Genomic DNA, 12,823 nt, shown 5'->3' with positions numbered 1-12,823 from the left:
TTATTGTAAAAATGTAAGCTGCTTGTATTGAACAGCCAACAAAAAAACCTAAATTGCACGTCAATAAAAGACGGAGCAATTTAGGTTTAGCCTGCATTACCAGTAACAATCCTAAAAGAATTTACTTATTAATTTAGATTTATTTTAACAGCGCTTTCACCATATGTCAACGCTTTCTTAAAAATCATTTTAAAGTACTTTTAATCGGATTCTTCCTTCATTTTTTGGCGGTTCGTAACCCGATGGATGTGCACTGTTAAATAAATTTCCTCGTCTTTCGTTAATTCCCAATTAAACTGATTACTTAAATAAGCGGTGATTTTTTTTGCGCATGCATATGCATCCGGATACTTTAATTGGATCTGCTCAAAAAAGAATTGATCGACTGATTCATCCAATTTTTCTTTGCGGACAAACCGAACAGCGAAGAAGCGAAGATGAGTTAAAAACCGTTCGTAATTCACTGAATTCTCGTCTAATTCCATTTTAAAATGGTATTTTACGATATTCAAAATTGTATTAACCATCTCTGTAATTTGAACAGCTGCTGCCATGTTATCGCCCGATAACTGACTATTAACTAAATGAAGGGCAATAGATGCTGCCTCGTCTTCCCCGAGGGCGATACCTGTATCCTTTTTGATAATCTCGAGGGCTCTTAGTGCGATTTGATACTCCCGCTTATAATATTTACGAATTTCCCATTGTAATGGATTTTTCAAATGAATCCCTTGCTTATACCTGCTGATCGCAAAACTTAAGTGATCGGTCAATGCAACGTATAAATACTCATCTAATTTGTAAGGAAGATGATCCTGGGCATAGTCCATAATTTTTGAAGCAATGTTCAAATATCGTTCTGACGTATCCCTTAATAATTTTGCAAGCTTTTCGGAAATTCCTTGAGTCTCCAAAACAAATGTCTTCTCAACTTTAGCAGCATCGAAAGTTTCTCCGACCTTTTTTTGAAAAGCCAATCCCCTACCCATAACGACAATTTCCTGATTGCATTCATTTTCCGATATAACGACATTATTATTTAATATTTTTTTAATTTTCATTTCCCACTCGCCCTTGATTAAAATATTTTAGAATCAAAAACAATAAAAAACCTAAATTTGTTTATAAGAATATCATTAATGATACCCCTTTCACAAACTTAGGTTTTGCCTGCCGAACAGTAACAATCCATATTTTAATTGTACATGCTTTGCTTCAATTTTAACAATATTGCTTTATATCTGTCAATAACACATTACTACGGAACTATTTACTAACAGAAATTTTTACAGCTATGATCGTGTAGAATTTTGTCCAGATGGATGCTCACTTCTAAACTGCCTTGGTGTTACACCAACGAATTTTTTAAAAACCTTTATAAAATAGCTTTGATCATTAAAATTTAGCCATGTACTGATATCAGAAATCGGATGTTTTGTTATTACTAGCAGTTTTTTTGCTTCTTCTATTCGCTGCTGTTGAATATATTCGCTAATTGAGATACCTACTTCCTTTTTAAAAAGGGATGATAAGTAATTGGGACTCAAACAACACATTTCTGCAAGATTATTGAGTGTAATGTCGCCATAAAGATGGTTATAAATATAATGCTGACATTCGATTATCGGAGTAGAATATTTTGCTTTGTTTAATTGGGATACACGATTGGTAAAATCCTTTATAGCTTCTTCTGTCACTTTTAATATTGCTTTTAAACTTCTTAATTCCTCTAGTCGTTGAATATAGAAATCACTTAAAGTAAATGCGGTTTCATCGTTTAATCCGCCTTCGATGGCCGCTCTGCAAACTAGAGCAATTCCCGTTATCATTAAATTTTTTTCACTTCTTAAACGATTCCGTTTCGACAATAATCCTAGTTCTGCTTCACCAACAATGGAATAATCAAAAACATCCTTTAATTTATCGACGCGTCCGTTCTTAACATAATCTAGCAAAACCCTTTCATATGAAAGATTGGAATGAAAAAGAAAATTCCTTCTACCTTTAGATAGCTCAAGATCTAGATCTGCTACTTCAATTAAGTCGGGAGTTAGGTCTTGATTGTTTTGTACAACAAATGTTTCATCTAATTTTTTACGATAAATTAAATAATACATTAATAAACTAATCGTCAGCAGTTGCTGCTTATCCATAATAGGAACGGATTGATAATATTCAATAAGCTGCCTTTTATTCACCTCCCCTTTAAAAGCGTCCATAATTTTGGTAATCGTTTCACCGGATATTTTTGACTCAAGGACTGGTCCGACAATAATAGTGCCTATAAAAAGGTTGGATTTTTTAAGATTTATAAAGAAAAAATTCAAATTTGAATTTGTAAAAAAGATAGGAAAATCATTTGGATCATCTTCATAAGTGTATACACTTATCTGTTCCATAAAAGGGGCATAATATGGATTCTCCCGCAAATCACTTCTTGAGAATTCATATTCAAATTCACCAAATTGATTAACATTATACACTGATATGTTATGAGCTTTGTAAATTAGCTCGCATATATATTGTAAATCAGCTACGTTTATCTCCATCTATGTTTAATAATCTCCTTCAAATTCATTCCATTAAATAAATACTATTAATCGTAAGATAATACAATAAATTAATCATTACAAGGGATATACTAGGTCATGTATTAAATAATTGACAAGGGGAGATATACATGGAATTATCAAATAAAATTGCTGTTATCACCGGGGCAGGAAGTGGAATCGGAAGAGCAAGCAGTTTGAAACTTGCCGAAAACGACGCAACTGTTGTATTAGTCGATTTCAATAAGGAAACTGGGGAAGAAACATTAAAACTAGTGAAAGAACAAGGCGGCGAAGGAATCTTCGTTCAAGCAGATGTTTCGAAAACTGAAGATGTACAAAACTATGTAAACAAAGCAGTCGAAACATACGGACGTATTGATATATTTTTCAATAATGCAGGTATTATCCAAAAGTTTGCTCCATTCACTTCGGTAGAGGAATCCGAATTTGATCGCATTATGGATATTAACGTAAAAGGAGTCTTCCTTGGAATGAAATATGTGTTAAAAGTAATGGAGGGACAAGGAAGCGGCTCTATTATTAACACTGCTTCTACTGCAGGGGTTCGTCCTGAACATAGTGTAGCTGTATATTCTGCAAGTAAACATGCAGTTGTAGGATTTACAAAGGGTGCTGCAATGGAATATGCAAAAAAAGGAATCCGCATTAATGCCCTTTGTCCCGGCGGTGTGAGAACTGCTTTAACAACTGGTGTAGAAGCACAGTTTGCACAAGGCGGTTACGTGCCAGACGAAGTTTCCAATATGAGAATGGGCCGTTATGCTGATCCGAAAGAGCTCGCTGAGATGGTTGCTTTTCTAGCTTCAGATAAAGCAAGCTATATGACAGGTTCGATTGTTCTTGTAGATGGTGGATTAACATTATAAACCCTATTTAGAAAAACTTCATGGCTGTATTACTTTAAAGAATATTCAGTATAGATATTGCATCAAAACTTCAAGCAAAGAGTAGGCGTCTAAAACGCTGTCTCTTTGCTTTTTTATTTTATTTGGCCACCCACTCGTTTATTTCTGACTACTTCCAGCTTACATATACTGGTATGTTGCGATTTCCAAGATCATTTGGTGGAAAGATTTTTAGTAATTCTTTATTGAGGCTTACTTTCTTATTACTTATTCTTTACTCTATCCCAGTTGGATTCCACCATCAATTAATGGATCCGGGAATATCTACCTTTTGGAAGTCCCTCCAGGTTGTATTGACAATGATAGCTTCAGATGAATCAAGGAACTGTGCTTGCAGCAGATGCAGGCTGGACAGCGGCGTTTTAATTTATATATAAACGTTTGGATTTAAACTCCAAGCGTTTTTTTGCTGGTTAAAAAGCCAGTAGGCATAATTTTTCCGATTAATCTTCATAAGTTTCGGTCATCAAAACCATGAAAACTACTACATTAATTTTTTTAATAATCCATTTTCGAATCGAGGGTGAGTACAATGAAAACGATTGTGATTGAAAAATATGGCGGCAAAGAGGAACTTAAGGAAAAAGAAATGCAACAACCGACACCAAAAGAAAATCAAGTTGTGGTGAAGCTTCATGCAACTTCCATTAATCCGATTGATTGGAAACTGAGAGAAGGATATTTAAAAGAAATGTTACCTTTTGATTTCCCTATTATTTTAGGATGGGATGCAGCGGGAGACATTGTTGAATTAGGTAGTAATGTGAGAAATTTTAAAATTGGAGACAAGGTCTTTGCTCGTCCAGAGACTACAAATAGAGGAACTTATGCTGAATTTACAGCAATTGATTCTCATCTCCTAGCCAAAATTCCAGATAATATTAGCTATGAAGAAGCGGCATGTGTACCATTAACTGGATTAACCGCTTGGCAATGTTTATTTGAGTTTGGCGATGTAAAAAAAGGAGAAAAAGTACTTATACATGCGGGTGCAGGTGGAGTTGGAACATTCGCCATCCAATTGGCAAAAAATGCGGGGGCTTATGTTGCTACAACTGCTAGTGCAAGGAACTCTGATTTTTTGAAATCCCTCGGTGCTGATGAGGTAATTGATTATAAAACACAAGATTTTGAAAGCATTCTGCATCAATTTGACTTCGTTCTTGACTCATTAGGGGGAGAAGTACAGGAAAAAAGCTTTACCGTTTTAAAGGAAGGGGGCCGATTAGCATCTATCGTTTCTAAACCTGATCAACAAAAAGCTTTACAAAAAAATATTAAATCTGATCTTGTTTGGCTGATTCCTAATGGAGAACAATTAAAAAAACTTGCTGAACTTCTCCAAGATGAGAAACTTAAAGTGATCATCGGACATACCTTTCCACTATCAGCGGAAGGAATCAAAGAAGCTCACGCACTCAGTGAAACTCACCATGCAAAAGGGAAGATAGTTATTAAAATACTATAAAAAATGCATATTTCTCTCATTCTAATAAATAATATATGCATGTAGAGAAAGACTAAAAAGAAAAAAGGATGATGAAAAATGACGAAAATTGGTATTGTAGTTGGAAGTCTACGAAAAGAATCTTTATCTAAAAAAATTGCGAAAAATGTTGCCTCGCTATTTCCTGAAGGTTATGAAACAGAGTTTGTCGAAATCGGCAATCTCGCATTATATAATGAGGAGTATGATGGTAATTCCCCATCAGAATATACCACCTTCCGCAACACGATAAAGGGAGTTGACGCTGTTTTATTTGTAACCCCTGAATATAACCGTTCTGTACCAGGAGTATTAAAAAACGCGCTTGATGTAGGTTCAAGACCGTATGGCGAAAGTGTGTGGAATGGCAAACCAGCAGCGATTATTAGCCAATCTATAAGTAATTTGAGCGGATTTGGTGCAAACCACCATTTACGCCAATCACTAACATTTTTAAATATGCCGATTGTTCAACAACCAGAAGTCTATCTAGCCAATTCAGCAAACTTAATAGATGAAAACGGTAAAATAAACAATGATGGAACAGTTCAATTTTTGCAAACTTTTGTGAATGCCTTTGTTGAATTAATTAAAAAATATCAATCATAAGGACTTTTTTTAAAATTTCAGTAATAGTATTTAAATGAAACCGATCTCTCTTAGCAAGAGGATCGGTTTTTTCTTTTCGTTCAGTTTTCTCCAAATATCGAATTTTCGCCTTCTTCTCCCAACAATCCTCGTTTCCAATTGATTAGATGTTTTTCAGGCTTAGCTTGAGGTACATCATTTGCAGAAATGTTGCTTCATGTTCCCCATAAACTGCTTTGGAGATACTTCTTTAGTATATACACTGGTTCTTGTTCCTCAAGCAGCTGCAGCAAGTACAACTGCTGGAGATGATGCCGCATAATCTTTCCGATGATGCTCACCCACACCAAAAATATCCAAGCCTACTTGGTCAGCTAGAACTATTTCATCCACTACCTCACGCAATCTTTGTGCGTGGCTAATTACTTTACCGGTTACCACATCCGGAGTTGTTTCGACAAACGTACTTACGCCTATTCCATTTATATTATCTTCCTTTCGGCTAACAGTTTATATATATTTAATTGATGTAACTATTATATGTTTTTTATAGGCAAAACACTATTTACCAATCCTATTTTTCTTATGTTAACCAAAAGGAAGCTACTCACTTTCTTTAGGAAGAATCCCCTTAGTAATTTTATATAAAACTTTATATAAGGCTGTTACTCCTAAACCCATTGATACAATGATAATAATCACTTGACTTATGAACGTCAGAACCGGATGGAGGGAATATCCCCTAATCCATTTGCCACCAAAATAAATGCAAGAAAAACTCAATATTATCGTTAAAAGAAAGGCCAAAGATACACCTACCAATTGAATATTTGTAAGCTTTCTTAAGATTTCTTTGTTTTTCTGTATTTTATAAATGATAACTAGAATAGATAGAATCATTAAGAGCAGATCCTCCATACAAACACCCCTTTAAAACAAATATTTCTTTATCAATTGCCAAGTTGGATGAAACGAAGCGAGCAGAAGACAAGAATACCAAAAAAGTCAGTTATAAATACGGAAAATATACAATTGAATCTGTGGGCTATGTAGGAGAAGAGAAAGTAATACTCTCTTCTTATTTTAGAAGATACATATAATTTTTGATGAATATCCATTAGAAAGAGCGGGATTATTTTAAAATACCGCCCTTTCTAATGCAATATTGATTGTCAGATATGAAAGAGCCTCCAGTCAAATGAACAAAAATAACTCAATCCCTTTCCCTTGCTCTCTGTGTATCTCTAATATTCTTTTGAACCGTTATCGCAGCAAATAAACTAAGCACAAATGCCATACCATAAAATCCCTTTTCACTTAAATCAATACTTCCTGCATTGTATAAACCGATAACCATTAATGCAATTGCTACAATAAGCGCAAACCAACTAATTCCATAATAAATAGTAGTAACTGGTATTCCCTCATCTTTATCTCTTACTGCTTTTTGTAAGGATACCGCTGAGTAGAGCCCGAATATTAAGACCGCAAAGTAATAGCCTTTTTCATTTAATAGCATCGTTGCATTAAACAAGCCTATTAGATATGCCGCAACACCTACTAATAGCGCTGCCCAAGAGGCCCCTTTGAAAGCTGGAGTCGGTTCTCCCTCTTTCCTTTCTATCTTCAATTTTGAATCATTTTGTTTACCCTTTTCAAATAAAATCTCATTATCATTAGACATTGAATACCTCACCCCCACTTTTTTTCTAATAAAAACAGAGCACCAGATAGTAGTGCTCCTACCTAAATATATTATACAGAATTTTCTTGCAATCAGCAGATGATTTTCCCCTGATTTCCTATTAAAATTTTAGTTTTCGGAGTTGTCAAAATAACCTTCTTCGTTTGTTTTAGAAAGTATACAAGCTGCGACTAAATGTTAAGGAAAAAATTACTTGTGGTAATCAAAATTCCCCATCAAATGGTGTGAACGGAATATTGAATCTGTTCTCTATGACACGAAGCCGTTGATTGACTCGTTGAAGTCGGCGCTGTAATTGATTAATTTCTCTTTCTTGGCGTTCATTTTGCCTTTCAAGCTGAGTGACACGACGTTCCAACTGCCGCCATTGTGGAAGTTGAAGTAGCTGTGATACTTGTGTATTGCGATCATAATAGTCCTGATACTCGTCATATGGGTTATATTCGTATGGGACGGACGGTATTTGATAATTGACAAACGGATACATATGGGCATCTCTCCTTATGGGTTAATACCCTATAATTTATGTAGGCATTTTCTAAATGAAACGGCGAATACCCAGAGTTCCCCTATTTCCTTAGTCTATTATCTTCAGTAAAAAGACGATTGCTTTCTCGAATGATGAATTCCATGTAATCTAATGCGTCTTTTCGTCTCGCAAAAACTGATGTGTAAAAGGATTTTTTATTTCCCTTCCGTAATCTCATTGATTCATTGATAATCTTATGCCATTTTTGAGGAACGGTCCTTAACGCGTATTCTCCAGCCCCTACTTTTGAGGTTATATCCTTTTCCCGGAATGTATAATAAAGACGGGATACGCCTAATACTCCCCATTCGATCATTCCTAAATTAAAAAATAACCCAATGTATTTTAAAGAGAGGAACTGTTTACAATCATTCGCCCAGTTACGCCAATATGTATTCAGATTAGCGCGCATATTTTCTATTAAGACATCCCAATTTACATCAAAATTAACATTTTCAAGTTTTTCGCCTCTCACAGTAACCCCGTATTTTTTTAATTGATAGGCATCAATGGAGTTTTGATCAAACTTCTTAAATCCTTGGAACTTTCCATCGTTAAAATAGGGGCATAACGGAGTATTTTTATTGGGAGATTCCAAATCAATTTGAAGAATATACACCCCATCTAAAGTCGTATGAGGAAATCTTTTTTGCATATGATAATGTATGTCTTTCAACCTATGTATCTCTATTTCACTCATTTCTCTTTTCACAACAGCTATGAAATCAATATCGCTTTGTCTTTCATTATATTCTCCTAATGATGTAGAACCATAAAGATAATAGGAATCAAGCAAATTAGGCAATTTTGACTCAAAAAAATCAAAATAAACCGATAAGACTTCATTTACCCTTACTGGAATATGATTCATTTGATTTTCCTCCGTTAGATTTCAGAAATTTATCTTCAGCCAAAATGTATGGCTATATTAAATTTATTGTACAACAGCTATTTCCTACGTGGTACAATTATCCAATAACATTCGAAAGAGGGTTTGAATATGTCTTGGGTTTCTATCTTTACTTCTACTTTACCTTTACTTGCGATTCTTTTTTACGTTGTTCCAATCGTATTTGTCATTTGGTTTCTACTGCGGTTCATTAGATTGCAGCAAGAAAGAAATGATATTTTAAGAAGCATATTGAAGAAACTAGATCAACGAAATCAGTAGATGGGGGAACCTGTCTTTTTTATTTGAAATATTAGCCCCTAGACGAAAAAAAGCCCTTCAGTTAAGAAGGAACTTTCCAAATTTCCAAAAACTCATTTATATTATTCGAGATTAATAAATAATTTACACAAAAGGGGATCTTCGGTAAGATTTTGTTCTTATTCTCTTACCTTCAAATAAACCGCTGCAAAACCATTCCCTTCCCATTCTCCACTTCTACTTCAGCAAATGCACCATTAATGAAAGTGATTTGCGGTGGGACATGACCGCAATCGATGTCATATATAATTGGGACTTGCAGTTCAGCTGACAGTTCCTCATAAATATCTTCAGCTGTATAATTATCCACTGGCTGATTAGCTGGACTTCTGCCAAACATAATTCCCGAGCAGCCTTCAAACCAGCCAGCTAGCCTCATTTGAACTAATGATCGCCGTAAATCAGCGGTTGTTAATTCACAATTTTCTAGGTACCACAGGATAGGTTCGCCATTCGTATATTTTTTTCGAAAATCCGCCACATCTCCATACGGCGTTCCGATTAAATGTCTAATGACATCAATGCATCCGCCCAGCAATCGACCTTCTATTTTCACATCTTTATTCGTAGTCGTTTTCCACTCTGTTTCTTCTGTTAAATGAAACACACATGGGGATGGATTGTCGTGTTGCCAATTCTTTTGAAACTTGTTAGAGGAATATTGACGTACCTCTTCCCCAGGTTTTGTGGATAAAACTGTTTCCCACATCGCGGTCGTCTCATCCGTCACTTCCCCTCTTAAGTCGATGATATTCGTTCCATGGGCTGTTGCTATTCCCGTTTTTAACGTGATAGCCATTAATAGAACACTTAGATCCGAATAACCGAGCACCCACTTATTTTTCATTTGCTCAAAGTCAATGTATTCGAGAATTTCGATTAACAATTCTCCACCCCACGGCGGAATAATTGCTTGTATTTGCTCATTCTGCATCATGTCAGTAAATTCAGCCGCACGTATTTTTGCTGGTGCTGATTTTGCTTTTTCCTGTGTCCATACAGTATCGCCGCAAATAATTGAATAACCTTTCTGTTCCATACGATCACATGCCGATTTAATCAAATCATGTAATTCCGCTTCTACGCCCGAAGAAGGAGCGGTGATGCCAATTGTTGCGCCTTTTTCTAAAATGGGGTATTTCACATAAAAACCTCCTTAAAAAGATGAATAGAAAACTACATTCTGGAAACATTAACTTCGAGGTGAAAAAAATGAAAAAAATAACAGTTTTATTAGCATGCTTACTCGTGTTCGGAAATGCTTCCATTGTAATGGCGGAACCAGCTAATCAAGGTCAACAAAATAAAATGACGGCAAACTTTAATAAAATATTCGCTGAAGTAATTTCCCCTTATGTGACGGAAGTCGTAAAAAAGGAAAATGGCGACCAGGCAACTTGGACGTTAGACAAAATGCAGAAGTTAACAATTAACAATAACTTCTCCGTTAAGCCTCCTAAACGAATTTACGAGGTGAAAATGACGGTTAAAGTAACCGACCCGACGAAGACTCAACCACATATTGATACAATTTTATTAAAAGTAGACCCACAGGCTGATCCAAAAAATGCGGTCGAATTAATCGAATACACTCATTCTGAAAAATAGGGGGCAACGAGCCTCCTATTTCTTTCCCCTGTTATTAACGAGAAATAATAAACACACCGCCACAATGTGAAATTGCATGAAATTCACATTTACAAACATCACTCAAAGCCGATGCAATCTCTTCATTAACGAAATAAAATTCATCAGGATCCCAATAAGCTAAACTTTCCTGCCTGCATTCTTCGAGCTTTTCACGTGTTTCAAAAGCGATATCTCCAATGTAAATCGCCCCATGTTCATTGAGTAATGGCAGCAATTCCTTAATAAACTCCACCTTATTCTCGTCAGTTAGATGATGTAATGCGTAGGTGCTGATAATCGATTCATACCGTTTCGCTTTTACCCCATCAGGTAAACCTTGTGAAAAATCACATTCGATTAAATGGGCATGCGGCATTTTTTCTTTAGCAATTTCAATCATTTTCGCGGAAAAATCAATTCCGTCAATATGTTGCCCATGTTCATATAATTTTGTTGTTAAAACTCCTGTTCCAAATCCGATATCCAAAACATGAGATGAAGGTTTTTGCATCACCTCATTAAAAATTGTATTTAAAATCTCTTTGTAGCCGGCAAAAGGATATTGATTATTTTCCTCACTTAGTTGAACCGTTTGGTCATAATCATTTGCCCATAAATCAAAACCTTGTTTACTTAACATGTAACTACTCCTTTCAATCCCAAACCTGATCTAATTTATCTGAGTAAAACTCAATCGCCCGTTTGTAGCTTACCAATTGAGGATCATTCGATGTTTCAGCTATACTTTTTAAAAGAATTTCCATCGCTTGATTATGGTCCTTTAAGTTGAATAAGGTCATAGCGTAGAATACCCGTATTGCATGGTTATGCGGAAATAACTCGATTCCTTTTAAAAAAGTACGTCTTGACTTCTCATATTCACCTAATGTTCGGTATGTACTTCCTAATCCAAGCAATGCTCCCTCTAAATCTTCCCCTTCAAGCCCCAATGAAATCGCCTTTTCATAGTAAGGAACAGCTTCACGTTCTTCACCTAGCACATCATAACTCCAGGCACATTGGTAGTTTATTACGGGATCACCGTGATGCTCTTTGGCTAATTGAATCAGTAGTTCATTCGATTCTATTAAATGTCCCTCTTCTCTTAGTTGGATTGCTTTCTCCATTTCGTGTTTCGTATACATTTGTGGCCTCCAACTTGAAAAATCTATGTGTATCCGGACTTTCCTTATATATTTTTGTCCTTTTTCTTGTAAAATCTTTATGCATCCGGCGCTTTCCTATACATTTTGGCCATCCCTTTTATAAAATCTATATGCAGCACTGACTCTCTTCACTCTATTTTCCCCTTCGATACTTACATATTACTAATCTCATAATTAATCCATTCGTCATTTGTTTGCTGGCCGCCCATTTTTTCATATAAGGACTGACCGATTAGATTATCATGTGCGGTTTGCCATGACATTGCCGCATAGTCATTAGCTTTTGTATAGGCTAAACTTTCCTTGAATAATTGCTCTCCAATCTTCATACCTCTCGTTTTGGGAGCGACAAATAAATCATTTAATATCGCAATTTTCTTCACTCTTGTCGTACTAAAAGTGAAGTATAATGTGGAGAATCCGATCAGTTTTCCTTCTAATTCTGCAACAAACTGTACGCCGACTTCAGGATTAGATAATAAATGTTCAATTAAGTTTCGAAGCTCCTTCTCTTCAGGACGCGGTCTTTTATAAAAATCAACGATATATTGGAGCATTAGGTCGATTAGTTCATCGATATCTTTCCGACGTGCTCTTCGAATCGATAAATAATTCATTCGCTCGTCCTCCTCGGTTTAATTTATCTCGTTTACTTCGACGATTGAACAGAAATATGAATGCGAACCTTCTGATCCAATACTTTGCATACAGCCTTTTCGAGATCAGCTTGAAAATGTTTCCTAATCCAGTCTGCCGAGAATTCATTAACCGCACAAACCAGCATTTCATTTTCGCTTAATCTATCGATTGTTGCTTTACTAAACCAAGTCTTAATCGCATTAGGTTCGAGAGATAACTTTAATTCATCTAGTACCTCTTCCCAAAGTCCGACTTTTTCTGTATGTATTTTTTTTGAATGGGTCAATATTCTTGCTCCTTTCAAATTACATTTACCAATTTCCATCTCCCATACATTCGACAAAATGGTGGGTAATTCCTTTTTCCTAACATAAGAAAAGCAGTTGTTTATAT

The 12,823-nt window shown here is 35.6% G+C and carries 17 protein-coding genes and 1 pseudogene; 6 read left to right on the top strand and 12 right to left on the bottom strand.

What is annotated here, in order from left to right; all coding sequences use genetic code 11:
- Positions 1-200 precede the first annotated feature (200 nt).
- On the bottom strand, positions 201-1,061 hold the full coding sequence (licT, locus tag B5V89_RS15520; RefSeq protein ID WP_108072836.1) for a BglG family transcription antiterminator LicT: 861 nt from the start codon (positions 1,059-1,061) through the stop codon (positions 201-203).
- Positions 1,062-1,292: 231 nt separating this feature from the next.
- Complete coding sequence (locus tag B5V89_RS15515; protein WP_108072834.1) at positions 1,293-2,549, bottom strand: helix-turn-helix domain-containing protein; 1,257 nt, start codon at positions 2,547-2,549, stop codon at positions 1,293-1,295.
- Between the two features lie 131 nt (positions 2,550-2,680).
- Between B5V89_RS15515 and B5V89_RS15510 the strand changes: the two genes are divergently transcribed.
- The 4 genes from B5V89_RS15510 to B5V89_RS15495 all read left to right on the top strand — a co-directional run bounded on the left by B5V89_RS15510 (position 2,681) and on the right by B5V89_RS15495 (position 5,573).
- Positions 2,681-3,439, top strand: a complete 759-nt coding sequence (locus B5V89_RS15510; protein WP_108072832.1) for an SDR family NAD(P)-dependent oxidoreductase — start codon at positions 2,681-2,683, stop codon at positions 3,437-3,439.
- A gap of 122 nt (positions 3,440-3,561) precedes the next feature.
- Positions 3,562-3,855, top strand: coding sequence for a cbb3-type cytochrome c oxidase subunit I (locus B5V89_RS15505; protein ID WP_181294692.1), 294 nt, complete (start codon positions 3,562-3,564; stop codon positions 3,853-3,855).
- 155 nt (positions 3,856-4,010) lie between these two features.
- Complete coding sequence (locus B5V89_RS15500) at positions 4,011-4,946, top strand: NADP-dependent oxidoreductase (RefSeq protein WP_108072828.1); 936 nt, start codon at positions 4,011-4,013, stop codon at positions 4,944-4,946.
- 78 nt (positions 4,947-5,024) lie between these two features.
- A complete protein-coding gene (locus B5V89_RS15495; protein WP_108072826.1) occupies positions 5,025-5,573 on the top strand; it encodes an NADPH-dependent FMN reductase in 549 nt (182 codons plus the stop codon).
- 258 nt (positions 5,574-5,831) lie between these two features.
- Here B5V89_RS15495 and B5V89_RS15490 read toward each other — a convergent pair.
- The 5 genes and pseudogenes from B5V89_RS15490 to B5V89_RS15470 form a co-directional block, all read right to left on the bottom strand.
- Positions 5,832-6,029 (bottom strand): annotated as a pseudogene (locus B5V89_RS15490) (LLM class flavin-dependent oxidoreductase); the annotation flags it as partial.
- 126 nt (positions 6,030-6,155) lie between these two features.
- Positions 6,156-6,452 (bottom strand): hypothetical protein, encoded by a 297-nt coding sequence (locus B5V89_RS15485; protein ID WP_133174949.1) that lies wholly within the window; start codon positions 6,450-6,452, stop codon positions 6,156-6,158.
- 313 nt (positions 6,453-6,765) lie between these two features.
- On the bottom strand, positions 6,766-7,236 hold the full coding sequence (yiaA, locus tag B5V89_RS15480; protein ID WP_066234977.1) for an inner membrane protein YiaA: 471 nt from the start codon (positions 7,234-7,236) through the stop codon (positions 6,766-6,768).
- Between the two features lie 223 nt (positions 7,237-7,459).
- Complete coding sequence (locus B5V89_RS15475; RefSeq protein ID WP_066234980.1) at positions 7,460-7,744, bottom strand: hypothetical protein; 285 nt, start codon at positions 7,742-7,744, stop codon at positions 7,460-7,462.
- A gap of 82 nt (positions 7,745-7,826) precedes the next feature.
- Entirely contained in the window at positions 7,827-8,657 is an 831-nt protein-coding gene (locus B5V89_RS15470; RefSeq protein WP_066234983.1) for an aminoglycoside adenylyltransferase domain-containing protein, read from the bottom strand.
- A gap of 129 nt (positions 8,658-8,786) precedes the next feature.
- Here B5V89_RS15470 and B5V89_RS20165 point away from each other — a divergent pair, with 129 nt between their 5' ends.
- A complete protein-coding gene (locus tag B5V89_RS20165) occupies positions 8,787-8,957 on the top strand; it encodes a hypothetical protein (protein WP_165797711.1) in 171 nt (56 codons plus the stop codon).
- A 172-nt stretch (positions 8,958-9,129) separates the two neighbouring features.
- Here B5V89_RS20165 and B5V89_RS15465 read toward each other — a convergent pair whose 3' ends face one another.
- Complete coding sequence (locus B5V89_RS15465) at positions 9,130-10,140, bottom strand: S66 family peptidase (protein ID WP_066234985.1); 1,011 nt, start codon at positions 10,138-10,140, stop codon at positions 9,130-9,132.
- A gap of 68 nt (positions 10,141-10,208) precedes the next feature.
- Here B5V89_RS15465 and B5V89_RS15460 point away from each other — a divergent pair, with 68 nt between their 5' ends.
- Entirely contained in the window at positions 10,209-10,604 is a 396-nt protein-coding gene (locus B5V89_RS15460; protein WP_165797712.1) for a DUF3888 domain-containing protein, read from the top strand.
- Positions 10,605-10,638: 34 nt separating this feature from the next.
- Here B5V89_RS15460 and B5V89_RS15455 read toward each other — a convergent pair whose 3' ends face one another.
- The 4 genes from B5V89_RS15455 to B5V89_RS15440 form a co-directional block, all read right to left on the bottom strand.
- Complete coding sequence (locus B5V89_RS15455; RefSeq protein ID WP_107920526.1) at positions 10,639-11,265, bottom strand: class I SAM-dependent methyltransferase; 627 nt, start codon at positions 11,263-11,265, stop codon at positions 10,639-10,641.
- A 13-nt stretch (positions 11,266-11,278) separates the two neighbouring features.
- Positions 11,279-11,770 (bottom strand): tetratricopeptide repeat protein, encoded by a 492-nt coding sequence (locus tag B5V89_RS15450; RefSeq protein WP_066234991.1) that lies wholly within the window; start codon positions 11,768-11,770, stop codon positions 11,279-11,281.
- Positions 11,771-11,943: 173 nt separating this feature from the next.
- Positions 11,944-12,408, bottom strand: a complete 465-nt coding sequence (locus B5V89_RS15445; RefSeq protein WP_066234993.1) for a GNAT family N-acetyltransferase — start codon at positions 12,406-12,408, stop codon at positions 11,944-11,946.
- 32 nt (positions 12,409-12,440) lie between these two features.
- On the bottom strand, positions 12,441-12,716 hold the full coding sequence (locus tag B5V89_RS15440) for a DnaA N-terminal domain-containing protein (protein WP_160331479.1): 276 nt from the start codon (positions 12,714-12,716) through the stop codon (positions 12,441-12,443).
- Between the last annotated feature and the right edge of the window lie 107 nt (positions 12,717-12,823).

Source organism: Heyndrickxia sporothermodurans, assembly GCF_003055045.1.
Lineage (GTDB): Bacteria > Bacillota > Bacilli > Bacillales > Bacillaceae_C > Heyndrickxia > Heyndrickxia sporothermodurans.
The sequence above is the reverse complement of the archived record's forward strand: the minus strand, read 5'-3'. Positions and strand labels throughout refer to the sequence as shown.